Consider the following 19,909-nt stretch of genomic DNA (forward strand, 5'->3'; position numbering starts at 1 on the left):
TTCGACCCCCGGTGGGTCGTTAATCGGTTACGCCTCGCAGACTGCAGGAGTCTCTTCATGAGCAAGTCCAACGCTTCCCTGAATATTTCCACTCCTGATGCTGCCGCGCCTTCCGGGCGTCGCTTGGTACGCCGTGGCCCCCGCCCGTTGGCACTGGAGCAGCGTTTCATGTTCGATGGCGCGGCCGTTGACGCTGCCGCGGCGGTAACCAAGCCAGTAGCCGATCCATTACTGCATTTTGCGGCTGCTGATAACGCGCTTCCCGCAGCGGTTGTCACTGCACGTGCCGAAGCTGAAAGACTGGTCAGCAATTTCCTCTCGCAGCCTGATGCCCGCGCAAAATTGTTTGCGCTGTTCAACGGCGGACAAAATGCGGCTTCGAGCCAATGGAATGCTGCGTTTGATCAGTTGATGGCCAATCTGCAAAACGGGGGCGATGCAGTTCAGGTTGAATTGCGGAGCGGAACTGAACTGCAAGGAGCCAAAGGGGCATTTTCAACAACGGGCACGACTGGTCAATTTACCATTTACCTCAATGCAGACTGGCTGGCGGGCAACCTCAATGCAGGCATAGGCGCAGCCGACAGCGCCTCCGTGACCTCCGTGCTGGTGGAGGAGTTCGGTCACAGCCTGGACGCGCGCCTGAATGGCAGCGCAGACACCCCGGGGGATGAAGGCCAGCACTTTTCCGACGTGCTGTTGAACGGCACCGATCCTTATGCCGCGGACCCTTCTGCGATGGATGATGACCATGGCGTGCTGCAGATCGACGGCCAGGCTGTAGGTGTGGAATTTGCCAATTACGCGTTCGTCAATGCATACAAGATGGTGTATGACCTTAATGCGAATGGAACGGTGCAAAGCAATATAGGTGAAACGCCAGCTGCCAAAGAACAAAGTGTCATCAACTTTGACCCGAACGTCAGTCTGGGACAAGTTACCGTAGATGACGGTACGGGAAGTCAGCAGTTTAGCGGAAACGACGTTTCAGCTACCGCAATTAACGTTGCTGGAAAAACGTATTATGGATGGATAAGCCGTCCGATTAAATCTGGCGGTATTGTTCGCGGTTTCTATTTCTGGACGGATACCGATTTCGCCACTTTGGCCGCCGCTCAGGTTGATGGCAACCAGGATGGGGATGGCACCACCACGGACAACAGAGGTTTTGTCTTGGTTGTCGACCAAGCCTGGTTCAACGCACAGATCACCAGTACCCGATCCACCTCCGGGCTATCTGCAGGGGGTGATATTGATGGCAGCGTCTTGCCTGCCAGCTATGCCATGGTAGGTTCATCGTCCGATCGTGTGGATACGGCGTTGAATTCGCTGTTGCCAACGTATGCCGCTCCTGCTGCAAACTCTGATTCGGCTACTGGAGCACCAAGCGCGACAGCATCTACCGGTGCTGGCAATGCAGCGCTTGAACAAGGTTACAACGCCAACACTTCAACCGTAATCACCGCGGGCATCAATGGCACGGGGAACGTGCTGACCAATGACACGGTTGCTACCGGAGACACGCTGACAGTCACCACTGTAACCAGCAAACTGTCCGGTAATTCGTCTACCGCTTCAACATCAGGTACTGCCGTGGCTGGTGCGTACGGAACACTGACTATTTATTCTGATGGTCATTGGATTTATGCCCCGGACAATTCAAATGCTACGGTGGATGCCCTGCAATCAGGTGGCACGCTTCAAGAGCAATTCACCTACATCGCTGCGGATCATCATGGCGGCGCAGCGACTGCGACGTTGACGATTCAAATCAACGGCAGCAACGACGCTCCGGTTGCGAACGCTGACTACAACACCGCAAAGGAAATCACCAGCACAAGCAACACCGGCTACACGGCGACCGGGAACGTATTGCCCAATGACACTGACGTGGATACGGGCGATACGAAAACTGTGGTTGGAAGTTCGGTTTCTGGATCAGCCACCGCCAACGTAGCTGTAACAGCCGGTACGTATTCGCTGACCTTCACTGGCGCCATGGGTTTCAGTACGGGTAATTCCGTATTCGTGGAGTTAGGCCAAGTTGCGCCTGGTACGAACGGAACGGTTTACACCGGTTTGTATACACGTAGCGGATCAAACTACACGCTTGTTACCGTCACAAAAAACTCTAGTAATGCCACGTTAAATGCAACGCCAACGTATTACTACGATCCTACTAGCAGCACTTTTGTTGCAATTACCAACCTTCCAGCCTTCTTCACAACATACAAATATCTCGCATTTGCAAACTACACCGACTCAAACCTGACTACCGGCGATACGCTTACCGAAGCCAGCAGCACGAAAACTCAAACAGTTAGCAGTACATCCGGATCAGGTTACACCACCCTTTCGGGTCTTTCATTAGAGTCAGGAACCATTGCGGTTGGCATGACTGTTACTGGCACAGGTGTGCCTACTGGCACCACGGTTACTGATGTCACCCTCACCTCCGGTGTGCTTACCAGTATCAAGCTCAGCAGTGATCAGATAACCAGTACCAATGGTACGGCTTTCACATTCACAGGCGCTTCCGGCGTAGCAACCACTTTGACCGGCCAACACGGTACTTTGGTTCTGCAAGCTAACGGCAGCTACGTCTACACACCTTTTACGGACAACGCCAAAATAAGTTCAGGGGACGTCGCGACGGAAGTCTTCGACTACACGATGCATGACACGGCTGGCGCTACTAGTGCGGCCAAGTTGTACATCACGGTGTACGGCAGCGGCTCGAATGATCCGGTCGTTGCCGCTGACTCGGTCAGTGTTTACGAATCCGGGGTGGGGCGAACGCCTGACTCGCCCTCTACTGCGACGGCAGATCCCAATGCTGTTTTTCAAGGTGAAAACGTTGCAGCGACGGTCACGACAGGGACAACCAGCGTAGCCAAGACCATTACCTATAACGTCCTGACGAATGACACGCCGGGCGCAGGTGGGGCTGTCAGCAGTTATACCCTTGCCGACGGGACCGGTAGTACTGGCGTGGGCACTAATCTGAATGGTGCATATGGCACCTTGAGTATTGCATCCAACGGTGCGGTGACCTACACCGTCAACAATGCGAACTCGGCCGTACAGGCTTTGCTACCCGGGGCAACATTGACAGAGACCTTCCGCTACAAGGTCACTAACACAGCGTTGGGAGTCAACTGGTCCACACTGACCATTACCATCAACGGCTCCAACGATGCGCCCACCGGGAATAACGACACCGTCACCGCCTATGCCGGGCAGGCCGCCGCGACCGGCGATGTGCTGGCAAACGATACCGACGTTGATGCGGGGGATACCAAAACCGTTATCAAAGCTCAAGCAGGTACAACCGCCACTCCAAGCACGTCCGTATCTGGTGCCACGGCAATAACGGGAACTTACGGCACGCTCACCATCAACCCGAATGGGACCTACTCCTACGCCATTGATGGAAACAACGTTGCAGTAAAGGCCCTTGCCGCAGGAGCGACCACTACCGAGACCTTCAGCTACCAAATGCAGGATGCCAACGGTGCGACTGCGGTAGCCACCTTGACTGTCACTGTAACGGGGCAAAACGATGCGCCAGTGAATAGTTACCCGTCGGTTGTTACTGGCGCCAAAGACACTGCGTTCAATTTCACTAGCGGTAACTTAATTTCGGTCGGTGATGTCGATGGCAACTTGAGCGAAGTTATTCTTCATGTCGACAACGGCACCCTGAGTGCTTCGGGTTCAGGTGGCACTATTGGTGGGGCAGGTACCACTGACCTCACCATTACTGGTACCCAGGTGCAAATCAATGCCATTTTGGCAACGCTTGTCTACACGCCGAACGGTGGCTTTACTGGCGCTGATTTTCTGACTATTTACAGCAAGGACAGCCTTAACGCCAACGATAGCGACGGGATTGCCATCAATATTCCCGCCGCTTATACAGGCCCTTCGGTCAACGAAAAATATCTTCCTTCTGGTAGCTCGCCTAGCGGAAGCGCTGTCACCGGGAGCACTACACTGACCGCGCCTACCGGGCAAACATTTGGCACATCTAGCCAAAGTGGCAGTGATACTTACGGCACTTGGACGCTTACGAGTGCAGGCGTGTTTAGCTATAAGCTTACCAGCGCAGTGCAAAATAGTTCAGGCGCTGATCTTCTCCGCACAATTAACATTACCAGTTACGATCAGTATGGCAATGCAATCACCAACAAGGTGACGGTGTCGATCATTGACGATCATCCCATCGCAAATGCAGACACCGTGACTGCTATCGACAATGGATCCGCCGTGACTGGCAATGTCCTTATCGGTACCGCCGGTGATACTTTTGGTGCTGACGGTCCGGTTACGACCTCTCCTGCAGGTGGTGTTATCGGCGTTCGAGCGGCGGGGAGTGATACGACAACAGAAGTGACTACTGGCACCGGTACAAGCATAGCCGGGACGTACGGCACCTTGGTTCTCAAATCGGACGGCAGTTACACGTATACACCGGGAAATAATGCTCTGTCTTCGTCCCAGAGTGACGTATTCGTTTACACCATCTCGGACTCCGATGGGACGCATGCCACAACGACTCTGACGGTTACGGTGCAAGCGGCTGATGCGCCGAGCGCCGATCTGTCGATGGCCAAGTCGGTGGACACGGGCAATCTGAACACGACGGACCTGAGCGGTTACGTGGTGTACACGCTGACGGTGAGCAACGCGGGTGGCGCGACGGCGACGGGGGTGAGCATTCATGACGTGCTGCCCACGGGTCTGAGCTTCCTGGCGGCCAGCACCGATGGCAGCACGTGGGACAGCACGGGCAGCGGTGGCGTGTATGCGGGCGGCTACGTGTTGTCGAGCGGGAACTGGTCGCTCAGCGACATCGGCTCCGGCGGGCACACCACGGTGTACATCAAGGCCCAGGTCACGCAGGCGGGCAGCATCACCAACCAGGCCAGCGTCAGCGCGACGACCTACGACCCGGACCTTGGCAACAACACCGACGATGGCAGCGACGGCAACCAGACGGTCACGGTGCCGAGCGCCGATCTGTCGATGGCCAAGTCGGTGGACACGGGCAATCTGAACACGACGGACCTGAGCGGTTACGTGGTGTACACGCTGACGGTGAGCAACGCGGGCGGCGCAACGGCGACGGGGGTGAGCATTCATGACGTGCTGCCCACGGGTCTGAGCTTCCTGGCGGCCAGCACCGATGGCAGCACGTGGGACAGCACGGGCAGCAGCGGCGTGTATGCGGGCGGCTACGTGTTGTCGAGCGGGAACTGGTCGCTCAGCGACATCGGCTCCGGCGGGCACACCACGGTGTACATCAAGGCCCAGGTCACGCAGGCGGGCAGCATCACCAACCAGGCCAGCGTCAGCGCGACGACCTACGACCCGGACCTTGGCAACAACACCGACGATGGCAGCGACGGCAACCAGACGGTCACGGTGCCGAGCGCCGATCTGTCGATGGCCAAGTCGGTGGACACGGGCAATCTGAACACGACGGACCTGAGCGGTTACGTGGTGCACGCTGACGGTGAGCAACGCGGGCGGCGCAACGGCGACGGGGGTGAGCATTCATGACGTGCTGCCCACGGGTCTGAGCTTCCTGGCGGCCAGCACCGATGGCAGCACGTGGGACAGCACGGGCAGCGGTGGCGTGTATGCGGGCGGCTACGTGTTGTCGAGCGGGAACTGGTCGCTCAGCGACATCGGCTCCGGCGGGCACACCACGGTGTACATCAAGGCCCAGGTCACGCAGGCGGGCAGCATCACCAACCAGGCCAGCGTCAGCGCGACGACCTACGACCCGGACCTTGGCAACAACACCGACGATGGCAGCGACGGCAACCAGACGGTCACGGTGCCGAGCGCCGATCTGTCGATGGCCAAGTCGGTGGACACGGGCAATCTGAACACGACGGACCTGAGCGGTTACGTGGTGTACACGCTGACGGTGAGCAACGCGGGCGGCGCAACGGCGACGGGGGTGAGCATTCATGACGTGCTGCCCACGGGTCTGAGCTTCCTGGCGGCCAGCACCGATGGCAGCACGTGGGACAGCACGGGCAGCGGTGGCGTGTATGCGGGCGGCTACGTGTTGTCGAGTGGGAACTGGTCGCTCAGCGACATCGGCTCCGGCGGGCACACCACGGTGTACATCAAGGCCCAGGTCACGCAGGCGGGCAGCATCACCAACCAGGCCGGCGTCAGCGCGACGACCTACGACCCGGACCTTGGCAACAACACCGACGATGGCAGCGACGGCAACCAGACGGTCACGGTGCCGAGCGCCGATCTGTCGATGGCCAAGTCGGTGGACACGGGCAATCTGAACACGACGGACCTGAGCGGTTACGTGGTGTACACGCTGACGGTGAGCAACGCGGGCGGCGCAACGGCGACGGGGGTGAGCATTCATGACGTGCTGCCCACGGGTCTGAGCTTCCTGGCGGCCAGCACCGATGGCAGCACGTGGGACAGCACGGGCAGCGGTGGCGTGTATGCGGGCGGCTACGTGTTGTCGAGTGGGAACTGGTCGCTCAGCGACATCGGCTCCGGCGGGCACACCACGGTGTACATCAAGGCCCAGGTCACGCAGGCGGGCAGCATCACCAACCAGGCCAGCGTCAGCGCGACGACCTACGACCCGGACCTTGGCAACAACACCGACGATGGCAGCGACGGCAACCAGACGGTCACGGTGCCGAGCGCCGATCTGTCGATGGCCAAGTCGGTGGACACGGGCAATCTGAACACGACGGACCTGAGCGGTTACGTGGTGTACACGCTGACGGTGAGCAACGCGGGTGGCGCGACGGCGACGGGGGTGAGCATTCATGACGCGCTGCCCACGGGTCTGAGCTTCCTGGCGGCCAGCACCGATGGCAGCACGTGGGACAGCACGGGCAGCGGTGGCGTGTATGCGGGCGGCTACGTGTTGTCGAGCGGGAACTGGTCGCTCAGCGACATCGGCTCCGGCGGGCACACCACGGTGTACATCAAGGCCCAGGTCACGCAGGCGGGCAGCATCACCAACCAGGCCAGCGTCAGCGCGACGACCTACGACCCGGACCTTGGCAACAACACCGACGATGGCAGCGACGGCAACCAGACGGTCACGGTGCCGAGCGCCGATCTGTCGATGGCCAAGTCGGTGGACACGGGCAATCTGAACACGACGGACCTGAGCGGTTACGTGGTGTACACGCTGACGGTGAGCAACGCGGGCGGCGCGACGGCGACGGGGGTGAGCATTCATGACGTGCTGCCCACGGGGCTGAGCTTCCTGGCGGCCAGCACCGATGGCAGCACGTGGGACAGCACGGGCAGTGGTGGCGTGTATGCGGGCGGCTACGTGCTGTCGAGCGGGAACTGGTCGCTCAGCGACATCGGCTCCGGCGGGCACACCACGGTGTACATCAAGGCCCAGGTCACGCAGGCGGGCAGCATCACCAACCAGGCCAGCGTCAGCGCGACGACCTACGACCCGGACCTTGGCAACAACACCGACGATGGCAGCGACGGCAACCAGACGGTCACGGTGCCGAGCGCCGATCTGTCGATGGCCAAGTCGGTGGACACGGGCAATCTGAACACGACGGACCTGAGCGGTTACGTGGTGCACGCTGACGGTGAGCAACGCGGGCGGCGCAACGGCGACGGGGGTGAGCATTCATGACGTGCTGCCCACGGGTCTGAGCTTCCTGGCGGCCAGCACCGATGGCAGCACGTGGGACAGCACGGGCAGCAGCGGCGTGTATGCGGGCGGCTACGTGTTGTCGAGCGGGAACTGGTCGCTCAGCGACATCGGCTCCGGCGGGCACACCACGGTGTACATCAAGGCCCAGGTCACGCAGGCGGGCAGCATCACCAACCAGGCCAGCGTCAGCGCGACGACCTACGACCCGGACCTTGGCAACAACACCGACGATGGCAGCGACGGCAACCAGACGGTCACGGTGCCGAGCGCCGATCTGTCGATGGCCAAGTCGGTGGACACGGGCAATCTGAACACGACGGACCTGAGCGGTTACGTGGTGTACACGCTGACGGTGAGCAACGCGGGCGGCGCAACGGCGACGGGGGTGAGCATTCATGACGTGCTGCCCACGGGTCTGAGCTTCCTGGCGGCCAGCACCGATGGCAGCACGTGGGACAGCACGGGCAGCGGTGGCGTGTATGCGGGCGGCTACGTGTTGTCGAGCGGGAACTGGTCGCTCAGCGACATCGGCTCCGGCGGGCACACCACGGTGTACATCAAGGCCCAGGTCACGCAGGCGGGCAGCATCACCAACCAGGCCAGCGTCAGCGCGACGACCTACGACCCGGACCTCGGCAACAACACCGACGATGGCAGCGACGGCAACCAGACGGTTAATGTCCCTGCTCCCGGCACGGTGAGCGGCCAGGTGCGCCTGGACGTGAACCGCAATGGGACGGGCGGTGGCCTGGGCGACAGCGGTGACAGCGGCCTCGCCGGCGTCACGCTGACCTTGAAGGACAGCCTCGGCAATACCGTGGCGACGACCACCAGCGACGCCAACGGCAACTACAGCTTCAGCGGCGTCGCACCGGGCAGCTACACCGTGGTGCAGAGCGTACCGGCCAACCACAGCGCGGTGACCGACAGCGATGGCGGCACTGACGCCAGCGTGGCGGTGACCCTCGGCGCCGGTGGCGCGGTGAGCGCCACCTTCCTCGACCTGGCCGATGCGGGCACGGTGAGCGGCCAGGTGCGCCTGGACGTGAACCGCAATGGGACGGGCGGTGGCCTGGGCGACAGCGGTGACAGCGGCCTCGCCGGCGTCACGCTGACCTTGAAGGACAGCCTCGGCAATACCGTGGCGACGACCACCAGCGACGCCAACGGCAACTACAGCTTCAGCGGTGTCGCACCGGGCAGCTACACCGTGGTGCAGAGCGTACCGGCCAACCACAGCGCGGTGACCGACAGCGATGGCGGCACTGACGCCAGCGTGGCGGTGACCCTCGGCGCCGGTGGCGCGGTGAGCGCCACCTTCCTCGACCTGGCCGATGCGGGCACGGTGAGCGGCCAGGTGCGCCTGGACGTGAACCGCAATGGGACGGGCGGTGGCCTGGGCGACAGCGGTGACAGCGGCCTGGCCGGCGTCACGCTGACCTTGAAGGACAGCCTCGGCAATACCGTGGCGACGACCACCAGCGACGCGAGCGGCAACTACAGCTTCAGCGGCGTCGCACCGGGCAGCTACACCGTGGTGCAGAGCGTACCGGCCAACCACAGCGCGGTGACCGACAGCGATGGCGGCACTGACGCCAGCGTGGCGGTGACCCTCGGCGCCGGTGGCGCGGTGAGCGCCACCTTCCTCGACCTGGCCGATGCCGGCACGGTGAGCGGCCAGGTGCGCCTGGACGTGAACCGCAATGGGACGGGCGGTGGCCTGGGCGACAGCGGTGACAGCGGCCTGGCCGGCGTCACGCTGACCTTGAAGGACAGCCTCGGCAATACCGTGGCGACGACCACCAGCGACGCGAGCGGCAACTACAGCTTCAGCGGCGTCGCACCGGGCAGCTACACCGTGGTGCAGAGCGTACCGGCCAACCACAGCGCGGTGACCGACAGCGATGGCGGCACTGACGCCAGCGTGGCGGTGACCCTCGGCGCCGGTGGCGCGGTGAGCGCCACCTTCCTCGACCTGGCCGATGCGGGCACGGTGAGCGGCCAGGTGCGCCTGGACGTGAACCGCAATGGGACGGGCGGTGGCCTGGGCGACAGCGGTGACAGCGGCCTGGCCGGCGTCACGCTGACCTTGAAGGACAGCCTCGGCAATACCGTGGCGACGACCACCAGCGACGCCAACGGCAACTACAGCTTCAGCGGTGTCGCGCCGGGCAGCTACACCGTGGTGCAGAGCGTACCGGCCAACCACAGCGCGGTGACCGACAGCGATGGCGGCACTGACGCCAGCGTGGCGGTGACCCTCGGCGCCGGTGGCGCGGTGAGCGCCACCTTCCTCGACCTGGCCGATGCCGGCACGGTGAGCGGCCAGGTGCGCCTGGACGTGAACCGCAATGGGACGGGCGGTGGCCTGGGCGACAGCGGTGACAGCGGCCTCGCCGGCGTCACGCTGACCTTGAAGGACAGCCTCGGCAATACCGTGGCGACGACCACCAGCGACGCCAACGGCAACTACAGCTTCAGCGGTGTCGCGCCGGGCAGCTACACCGTGGTGCAGAGCGTACCGGCCAACCACAGCGCGGTGACCGACAGCGATGGCGGCACTGACGCCAGCGTGGCGGTGACCCTCGGCGCCGGTGGCGCGGTGAGCGCCACCTTCCTCGACCTGGCCGATGCCGGCACGGTGAGCGGCCAGGTGCGCCTGGACGTGAACCGCAATGGGACGGGCGGTGGCCTGGGCGACAGCGGTGACAGCGGCCTCGCCGGCGTCACGCTGACCTTGAAGGACAGCCTCGGCAATACCGTGGCGACGACCACCAGCGACGCCAACGGCAACTACAGCTTCAGCGGTGTCGCGCCGGGCAGCTACACCGTGGTGCAGAGCGTACCGGCCAACCACAGCGCGGTGACCGACAGCGATGGCGGCACTGACGCCAGCGTGGCGGTGACCCTCGGCGCCGGTGGCGCGGTGAGCGCCACCTTCCTCGACCTGGCCGATGCCGGCACGGTGAGCGGCCAGGTGCGCCTGGACGTGAACCGCAATGGGATGGGCGGTGGCCTGGGCGACAGCGGTGACAGCGGCCTGGCCGGCGTCACGCTGACCTTGAAGGACAGCCTCGGCAATACCGTGGCGACGACCACCAGCGACGCCAACGGCAACTACAGCTTCAGCGGCGTCGCACCGGGCAGCTACACCGTGGTGCAGAGCGTACCGGCCAACCACAGCGCGGTGACCGACAGCGATGGCGGCACTGACGCCAGCGTGGCGGTGACCCTCGGCGCCGGTGGCGCGGTGAGCGCCACCTTCCTCGACCTGGCCGATGCCGGCACGGTGAGCGGCCAGGTGCGCCTGGACGTGAACCGCAATGGGATGGGCGGTGGCCTGGGCGACAGCGGTGACAGCGGCCTGGCCGGCGTCACGCTGACCTTGAAGGACAGCCTCGGCAATACCGTGGCGACGACCACCAGCGACGCCAACGGCAACTACAGCTTCAGCGGTGTCGCACCGGGCAGCTACACCGTGGTGCAGAGCGTACCGGCCAACCACAGCGCGGTGACCGACAGCGATGGCGGCACTGACGCCAGCGTGGCGGTGACCCTCGGCGCCGGTGGCGCGGTGAGCGCCACCTTCCTCGACCTGGCCGATGCCGGCACGGTGAGCGGCCAGGTGCGCCTGGACGTGAACCGCAATGGGATGGGCGGTGGCCTGGGCGACAGCGGTGACAGCGGCCTGGCCGGCGTCACGCTGACCTTGAAGGACAGCCTCGGCAATACCGTGGCGACGACCACCAGCGACGCCAACGGCAACTACAGCTTCAGCGGTGTCGCACCGGGCAGCTACACCGTGGTGCAGAGCGTACCGGCCAACCACAGCGCGGTGACCGACAGCGATGGCGGCACTGACGCCAGCGTGGCGGTGACCCTCGGCGCCGGTGGCGCGGTGAGCGCCACCTTCCTCGACCTGGCCGATGCCCCTCCCGCACCTCTGGTCATACCTGTACCTGTAACGGCTCCTGCGCTTGTGCCTCCGCCAGTGGTTCCCACCGCAGAGGTGCCTCCGCTGCCGCTGCCGCAGTTCAACTCGGCCACGGTTGTGCAAGTCGCATCACCCACGCCGCTGCTGACGGTCACAACGATCCCGGCGGTGCCTAGTCTGACCAGTGACTCCGGCTTCCCGGTGGTTGTGGCAGAGCCTGGGAATACAGCGTTGCCGCCGAATTTGACCTTGGCCAATGCGGTTACGGATCAGTTTGCGGAACCTGCCAAGGCGACATCATTTGCTTTGCCTTATGACACTTTCGCTCATACCAAAGCGGATGCGCAGATTACCCTCACGGCCAAACAGCAAGATGGAACCGACTTGCCCAACTGGGTACAGTTCAACCCGCAGTCGGGCACGTTCACGGTGACCCCACCGGCCGATTTGCCGGAAGATCAGCGCGAGCTGAGGCTGCAGGTGATTGCCCGTGATCAGGAAGGCCATGAAGCGGTAGCACCGTTCCGCTTCTTCGTCGGGGGAGAAAAGGGCAAGGTCAAGGGCAAGGTCCCAGGCCGCGCGAGCCTGACCGAACAGCTCAAGCTGGCTGGTCAGCGCCCGGCCATGCCTTGGGGTGAATTGAGCCGCCAGCCGGCGGAGGCTAAAGCCGGGGTGCGTGTGCCTGTGACAGGACGTGCCACGGCTCACACGGGATGACGGCCACCACACTTACCGGCCTCCAGGCCCAGACATTGGTGAGCTTGCTGGACTTGGAGCGCCGTGCGCGCCTGGCCAGCAGCACCCAGGAACTGGGCTTCCTGCTGGTGAACGACACGCATGCTCTGGCGCCTTACCGTCAGTCTGTGCTGTGGATGGCGGACCAAGGGGTGAGTACGTTGTCGGGCGTCTTGCAGCCCGAGGCCAATGCCCCTTACGTGCTGTGGCTTCAGGCTGTTTGCCAGTATCTCGCCACCCATGCAGGCACGCAGACCCGGACCGTTACCGCACAAGATCTGCCGGAGCCACTGGCAGCAGAATGGGCCGAATGGTGGCCTGCGCATGCCCTGTGGCTGGCCACGGCCGCCCAGCCCACGCAGGCCGATGCTGCTCCGGTGGGCGCTCTGTTGCTGGTGCGTGACGACGTCTGGAGCGATGAAACCCAGGCCTGGCTGGGTGAATGGATGCAAGCATGGTGGCATGCATTCAGCGCCTTGCACCGTCCAAGAGTCAGTAGTTGGCGTGCGTTGGTGGCAAGGCTCAACACTCATTTCAGGCCGCAGGCCGAGCGCCCCTGGTGGAAACAGAACTGGGCGCGCTGGACTGTCGGTGTGCTGGCCGTGCTCGCCTTGCCCGTGCGTCTGACCGTATTGGCCCCCGGAGAACTGGTGCCCGCACACCCGGTTGTTATTCGTGCGCCGTTGGATGGAGTCGTCGACGTCTTCCACGTCCAACCCAATCAGTTGGTCAAGAAAGACCAGCCTCTGTTCGGCTTTGATGAGGCATTGCTTCAAAGCAAGCTGGAGGTGGCAGAACAAACCCTGGCCACAGCAGAAACCGAATACCGTCAGACCAGCCAGCAAGCTTTGCAGGACGCCAAGTACCGCACTCAACTGGCGCTGCTGACCGGCAAGATTGAAGAAAAACGTGCCGAAGCCGAGTACCTTCGTGAGCAACTCCAGCGGGCCCGGGTGCTGGCCCCCAGCGATGGCGTAGCCTTGTTCGACGATCCTTCCGAATGGATAGGCAAGCCGGTCAATGTGGGGGAACGCATCATGCGGATCGCCGCCCCAGCCGACAGTGAGGTGGAAGCCTGGTTGCCGCTGGCCGACGCCATTGCGTTGGAGCCCGGTGCCGACGTGAAGCTGTACTTGAACGCCAGCCCCTTGTCTCCCGTGGCGGCCCAAGTGCGTTACATGGCGCACGATGCCGTGCAACGGCCTGATGGAGGCTATGCCTACCGTGTGCGAGCCACATTGAAGGAGGCCACCCAACACCGTGTTGGCCTCAAAGGCACCGCCAAGCTGCAAAGCGGCTGGGTGCCACTGGCCTACTGGGCGATGCGTCGGCCGTTGGCCTGGGTACGCACCACCTTGGGCGTCTGAGCCATGGTGCTGCCCGTTCTGCGAGAAGAACTCGCACTGCTGCCCGGCCCCGTGCTGGCCGATGGCCAACCCAGCTGGACGCTGCACGACCCGGCGCGCAATCAGTTTTTCCGTATTGATTGGCCGACTTTTGAGGTATTGCAGCGCTGGGGTATGGACGACCCGCAAGCCATGGCTGACGACGTTTGCGCCCACACGACCCTGCACATGGGGCCGGAGGATGTGGTGGCCGTGGCGCAATTTCTGGTGCAGAACCAGTTGATCCAGCCCGCTGGCCCGCGAAGCGCACGGCAACTGGCGGAGCGCCTGCAGACAATGCAAGGCAGTCCGCTGAAATGGTTGCTGCACCATTACTTGTTCTTTCGCATACCGCTTTGGCGGCCAGATGCCTGGCTGGGCCGCTGGCAAGGCGTGGCGGCTTGCTTTTACACGCGCACCTTCCTGTGGCTCACGCTGGGTGCCTTGTTGCTGGGTCTGACGCAGGTGGTGCGACGCTGGGACGTGTTCACCTCCTCGCTGGTGGACACCTTCAACTGGGAAGGCCTGGCATCCTACGGCGCGGCCCTGTTTTGCGTGAAGTTTCTGCACGAATTGGGTCATGCCTTCACCGCCAAGCGGCTGGGCTGCCGCGTGCCTACCATGGGGGTGGCCTTTCTGGTGATGTGGCCCGTGGCCTACACCGACACCAACGAAACCTGGCGGCTGGCCAGCCGCTACCAGCGTTTGCAAGTGGCCTCCGCCGGCATCTTGACCGAATTGGCCATCGCCGCGTGGGCCACGCTGGGTTGGGGCTTGCTGCCCGATGGCGCATTGAAATCAGCGGTTTTTGTGCTGGCCACCACCAGTTGGGTGGCAACGCTGACGATCAACGCCAGCCCGTTCATGCGCTTCGATGGCTACTTCATCCTGTCAGACCTGTTCGATTGGCCCAATCTGCACGAACGCAGCTTCGCCCAGGCGCGCTGGAAAATGCGCGAAATCCTGTTTGCCTTGGGGGACGAACCGCCCGAACACCTGTCGCCCAACCGCCAGGGTGCCTTGGTGGCATTCGCCTGGGCCGTGTGGGCTTACCGGTTGGTACTGTTCCTGGGGATTGCGGTACTGGTGTACCACTACTTCTTCAAAGTCCTGGGTGTCGTGCTGTTCGGGGTGGAAATCGTTTGGTTCGTGCTGTGGCCCATCTGGCGCGAATGGCAGGCATGGGGCCAACGTTGGGCCGAAATCCGCGCCAGCCGGCGTAGCCGCATCAGCGCCGCAGCGGTGTTGGCGGTGTTGTTGCTGGTGGCCGTGCCCTGGCCGGGGCGCGTCACCGCCAGTGCCATGCTGCACCCCACCGATGTGTGGCCTGTGTTTGCGCCATCAGGGGCGCGGGTGAATGGGCTTCCCTTCAAAGAAGGGGACCACGTGAACAAAGGCCAGACATTGCTGCAACTCTACGTACCAGACTTGCACATGCGTCGCCAGGCCCTGCAAGCCCGTGTGGAGCAGATGCGTTGGCAAGCAGCCTCATCCAGCTTCGATGCCGAAGCGCGCAGCCGTTTGCTGGTGAACGAAAAAGCCCTGACCACTGCGCAGGTGGAACTGGTCAGCTTGCAGACAGAATTGCTGCACTACAACCCGCAAGCTCCCTTCGCAGGGCGCCTGCGCGATATCGACCCTGATCTGCAAATCGGCCAATGGCTGGCACGCAAGGAAAAAATTGCTTTGCTGGTGCGGGATGACACCCGCTGGGAGGTCGAAACCTGGCTCGAGGAAGATGTGGTGCAAGGGGTTTCCCCGGGCGATACGGCCCTGTTCGTGGCCGATGGCCCAGAGCACCACAGCCTGCGCCTGACCGTAACGGCCGTGGACAAAGATGCTTCGCGCACCCTCCCGCGCCCGGAGCTCGCGGCCCAATTGGGTGGACATGTACTGACGCGTGAAAAAGCCGGCCAGATGGTGCCCGAGCACGCCATTTACCGTGTCACGCTGCAACCGACAAACCTGGCATTGGATGACTGGAATGGCATGAGCTGGCGGGGCAAGGTCACCATCCATTCGGACTGGACGCCACCAGCCGAGCGCTATCTCAAGCAGGCCGTAGCGGTGCTGGTGCGGGAGGTGGGATTCTAAGTTGTCGGTGTGACTCCCGGTCCTAGTCGGGGTGGTGCGGCGCCTCGGCTCCCATGAGTCGGCGGTATAAGCGTCTGCCGCAGATATAGCCGCTCCCGCTGAGCAAAATGCCGAAGAGCAGCCCCAGAGCGCTGGCTGCTTGCGAAGTGTCGGCCTCGGGTTCTGGTGGTGTCGATGCAGGATAGGGCGCGGATGCGCCAGAAGCTGGCCGGCCACCTCTGGAAGGATCGGGGGCCGATGCGGGAGGGGCATCGACCGGGACGGTGACGAGATCGCCATTCCGGTCGACGTGCCACGTGAACGCCTTGGCGACGGCCGCCGGCTGGTGAGCAGCGCATATCGCCGCAATGACGAGGACTTTGGCAAGACTGTACGGAAGGTGCGGCATCGGGCTTCCCGGTTCCGGCCAGATCCCTTTCGTCTGCTGGATGTGAGCCATCGCGGAAATCCCGCATGTCCGCAGTCCGGTCTTGGATCAGAGCCGGGGCCGAGTCTGGTAGGGTGATTGGGTTATGCTTCTTGCATTTTTCGTGCCGACTCGGGAGGCTCGCCCTCGACCTCGCGCAGAAGGGGGAGCGCAAGCAGCGGCAGCAAACCGATTACGGTGACCGCGATCATTAGCAGGCCGAGGTTGGAATAATCCTGCTGGGTGATCTTGAAGGCGTCGTTGAGGTAGCCGGTGAACAGCTGGCTGGCCGACAGGGCCAGGTTCATCAGGGATGCCATCACTGCGAACATGGTGGCTTCGGCGCCCTTGGGCGCGGCGCGGGCGGTGAGGATCAGCATCGGGACCATGGTCAGCTGGCCCAGCGGCGCGGAGATGGTGGTGTCGATGAAGGCGAAGGTCCGGGCCGACAGGCCTAGCCATTCGTGGAGACCATAGAACAGCCCGATGTTCGGCAGGTAGAGGATGGTGCCGATGATCATCACCCAGCCCAGCGTGAAGCTGACCGGCATGCTGACGATGTACTTGCGGAAGACGAGCAGGCCGACAAGGCTCAGGATGGAGCTCGCCTGGGCCAGCACGCCAAGGAACTGCTGATCGAAACCGAGCTTGTCGATGGCCCAGTAGCTGTAGCCCTGGCCGACATCCGGCGTGGCGCGGAACAGGAAAATGACGACCGCGGCGATGGCGATCTCCCGGGAAATACCGACCCGCCACAGCACGATGCTGATCAGCAGCAGGGAGATGAACAGCACGATTTCCTGGGCGTAAGGCACGTCGAGCAGCTCCAGGCCGACGCCGATGGCCGCGTAGGCCAGCCCGATCAGCACCACTAGCCGGGCATTGCCACCGCCCAGGATGTCGTTGTCGGGAGCCGGGGCCGGCCGCGCCGGGGCGGGAGCATCCGCGCTGCGGCGCACGCGCGAGAAGGGCAGGCTGGCGACCACCAGCAGCGGCAGCAGGGAGGCTAGCGCGTAGACCTTGCGGGTGCCGATGGCCCCCGCCAGCACGCCGGACAGGTAGCCGACGCTGATGGCCCCGACGAGCAGCGCCGCCCGGCCGAGGGTCTGGATCTGGTTGCGTTCTTCTTCGGTCTCGACCACTTCGACGCTCAGCGCGTCGGCGATCACGTCCTGGACCATGAAACCGATGGCGGTCAGCAGGGAGGCGGCCAGGTAGCCGCTCTTCGTCTCCACCACCGTGGCCAGCGCCACATAGCCGGCAAAGGTGGCCACGCAGCCGGCCAGCAGCCAGGGCGTGCGGCGGCTGCCGAAGAAGGGGTGGATGTCGGCCGCGGCGCCGACCACCATCTTCATGGACCAGGGCAGCATCAGCCAGAAGCCGATGCTGGTGACTTCGACGGGAGAAAGCTTGAGGGTCTCCTTCTGGAAGAAGACCTCGGCGATGCCGGTGATGGTGCTCGCGCCGTAGCAGAAATAGACGAGCAGCACCGTCGTCCATTCGCGGCGGAAGCCGCCGATGAATTTGCGTAACACGCTTTCTCCTGTCTTGTGCCGTGCGGATTTGTTGAAGGGCTGGATGGGGTGGGGGAGGATGCAGGCAAAGACTGCGCCAGCCGTACCCGCGGCCGGGAGTATGGAGAAAACTGCCCGTCCCGGGCACTGTTTACGCGGTCCGGCGTCGGAGCCCAGGATGGCGCCTGTCCGGATTTCAGCAGAAGGTGCTGATGGCGTGCTGGTATTTCATCAGCCGGGCTGCCGGTCGGCTGAGCGGCAGCCCGTGCGGGGAACGGCCTCTTACAGCGCCTGCGCGATGCGCTCCAGGCGCGGCAGCCAGTTGCCGAGGATGTCTGCCGAGACGAGGATGTGGTGGGCCTTGCCGACCAGAAGCTGGCGGGGGACGAGGCCGATCACGCGGGAGTCGGCGCTGTTGTCGCGGTTGTCGCCGAGCATCAGGTACTGGCCGGGCGGGATGGTGACGGGGGCGAAGTTGCGCAGGGTCTGCACGCTGGGCAGGTATTGCACGGTGCGCCGGGTGCTGGCCACCGTCTCGGTGGCGCGGATGGCGTCCACCTCGCGGCCCTGGCCTATGGGTTCGGAGACCACGCCGACGACGTCGTAACGGGCGGCTTCGCCGTTGATGGTCAGCGCGCCGTCGCGCATCGCCACCGTGTCGCCGGGCAGGCCGATGACGCGCTTGATCAGCAGCGTGCCGTCCTTGGGCGACTTGAAGGTCACCACGTCGCCGCGGGCCGGGTCGCCGAGGTGGGCGACGGCGATGTCGGTGAGGGGCAGCTTGGCGTCGTAGGCCAGGCGGTTGACCAGCACCACGTCGCCTTCGAGCAGCGTCGGGCGCATGGAGCCGGACGGGATCGGGTTCCAGTCGGCAATGGCGGAGCGGAAAAAGCCGAAGCAGAGCAGGAAGAGCAGGAATCCACGGTTGTTCTTGAGCAAGTCTTTCATGCCATTCTCATGGGTTGTGATGTGGCCTATGGACCGGCCGGCCGCGGCTTGGTTCATCAGGTGTACATGTTCGGCGGCGGAAACTCGTCGTTGAGCGCCCAGCGGCCGAGCATCGCCAGCTTGTAGTCGATGGGATCGTGCAGCGTGTGGGTGCGCACGTTGCGCCAGAAGCGGTCGTAGCCGAGGCTGGCGCGGGTGCCGCGGGCGCCGACCACCTCGAAGAGTTCCTGGCTGGCGAACAGGCCGGCCCGGTGGGCGATGACCTTGGCTTCGGCGATGGCGAGGGCGGTTTCGGCCCGTTCGCGTTCGCTCAGCGCCGGGCCGCGCTCGAAGGCGGCCTGGATCGCGGTGCCGGCCCGGTCGGTAAGGGCCTCGGCGGCGGCGATCTGTACGTGGATCTCGCCGAAGCGCTGCAACGTGTAGGGGTCTTCGGTGGCGTGCTGGACGCCCGAGGCGACCCACGGACGGGCCTGCGTGCGGGCGAAGTCCCGTGCCTCGTCGCGGGCACCGATGGCGATGCCGACGAACAGGTTGGCGAGGATCAGTTGGCCGAAGCTGTTGCGCAGGGTGTGGAAGGCGGACGGCACGGCGTTGTGGGCGCGCAGTACGTCGGTACGCCGCAGCAGCACCTGCTGGAAGCTCACCGAGCCGCTGTCGGTCTGGCGCTGGCCGATGGGGTCCCAGTCGTCATGGACGACGATGCCCGGCTGCTCCGTCTGTACGACGCCCATCACGCTGCTGCCGTCGGCAAGGCGGGCGGTGAGGGTCATGAAGCGCGAGCCGCGGGTGCCGGAGCAGAAGCCCTTACGGCCGTCGAGCAGGTAGCCGTCGGGCTGCGCGACGGCCGTCAGGCCCGCATCGAGGGGATTCACCGCGTTGCCCCACCAGCCGCCTTCCGCAATCGTGCGGCCGAGCCAGTAGCTCTGCTGGGCGTCGTTGCCGTAGATGCGCAGCGTGGCGACCTGCAGGTGATGGAAGGCGAGCAGGTGGGCGAGGGCGCTGTCCACGGTGGCGACGCGGCGTACCAGCGCGAAGATCTCCGGCCACGGGCGTTCGTCTCCGTCCAGTTGGGCCGGGATGGACACGCGCAGCAGGCCGGCCGCCTGCAGCAGAGCCTTCTCTTCGGCCGGGTGGCCGCCGCGCTTGTCCCGCTCGACGGCGGTGCGGCGGAGTTCGGCCAGCAAAGGGGCGAGATCGTCGGCAGGCATA

At 63.7% G+C, this 19,909-nt stretch carries 8 protein-coding genes; 5 read left to right on the forward strand and 3 right to left on the reverse strand.

Going from position 1 to position 19,909, the window contains the following annotated elements; translation table 11 throughout:
• Window positions 1–57 precede the first annotated feature (57 nt).
• Genes AC3QL2_RS18300 through AC3QL2_RS18320 form a run of 5 tightly spaced genes read left to right on the forward strand, consistent with a single transcriptional unit; the run spans window position 58 to window position 15,832 of the window.
• A complete protein-coding gene (locus AC3QL2_RS18300; protein WP_493240277.1) occupies window positions 58–5,565 on the forward strand; it encodes a beta strand repeat-containing protein in 5,508 nt (1,835 codons plus the stop codon).
• Window positions 5,552–7,663: a hypothetical protein gene (locus AC3QL2_RS18305; RefSeq protein WP_493240278.1), complete on the forward strand. Its 2,112-nt coding sequence runs from the start codon at window positions 5,552–5,554 to the stop codon at window positions 7,661–7,663. Before AC3QL2_RS18300 ends, AC3QL2_RS18305 begins: the two co-directional genes overlap by 14 nt.
• A complete protein-coding gene (locus tag AC3QL2_RS18310) occupies window positions 7,650–12,335 on the forward strand; it encodes a beta strand repeat-containing protein (RefSeq protein WP_493240279.1) in 4,686 nt (1,561 codons plus the stop codon). The genes AC3QL2_RS18305 and AC3QL2_RS18310 overlap by 14 nt, the downstream gene beginning before the upstream one ends.
• Entirely contained in the window at window positions 12,332–13,720 is a 1,389-nt protein-coding gene (locus tag AC3QL2_RS18315; protein ID WP_493235260.1) for an efflux RND transporter periplasmic adaptor subunit, read from the forward strand. Before AC3QL2_RS18310 ends, AC3QL2_RS18315 begins: the two co-directional genes overlap by 4 nt.
• A 3-nt stretch (window positions 13,721–13,723) precedes the next feature.
• A complete protein-coding gene (locus AC3QL2_RS18320) occupies window positions 13,724–15,832 on the forward strand; it encodes a site-2 protease family protein (RefSeq protein WP_493235259.1) in 2,109 nt (702 codons plus the stop codon).
• Window positions 15,833–16,342: 510 nt separating this feature from the next.
• Here AC3QL2_RS18320 and AC3QL2_RS18325 read toward each other — a convergent pair.
• The 3 genes from AC3QL2_RS18325 to AC3QL2_RS18335 form a co-directional block, all read right to left on the reverse strand.
• On the reverse strand, window positions 16,343–17,773 hold the full coding sequence (locus AC3QL2_RS18325) for an MFS transporter (protein ID WP_493235258.1): 1,431 nt from the start codon (window positions 17,771–17,773) through the stop codon (window positions 16,343–16,345).
• Window positions 17,774–18,034: 261 nt separating this feature from the next.
• Window positions 18,035–18,700 carry a signal peptidase I gene (gene lepB, locus AC3QL2_RS18330; RefSeq protein WP_493235257.1) on the reverse strand — a complete coding sequence of 222 codons (666 nt, stop codon included), beginning with the start codon at window positions 18,698–18,700 and terminating at the stop codon, window positions 18,035–18,037.
• Between the two features lie 56 nt (window positions 18,701–18,756).
• Complete coding sequence (locus tag AC3QL2_RS18335; protein ID WP_493235256.1) at window positions 18,757–19,908, reverse strand: acyl-CoA dehydrogenase family protein; 1,152 nt, start codon at window positions 19,906–19,908, stop codon at window positions 18,757–18,759.
• Between the last annotated feature and the right edge of the window lies 1 nt (window position 19,909).

The sequence above is a fragment of the Zoogloea sp. GW822-FHT05C07 genome (genome assembly GCF_058800215.1).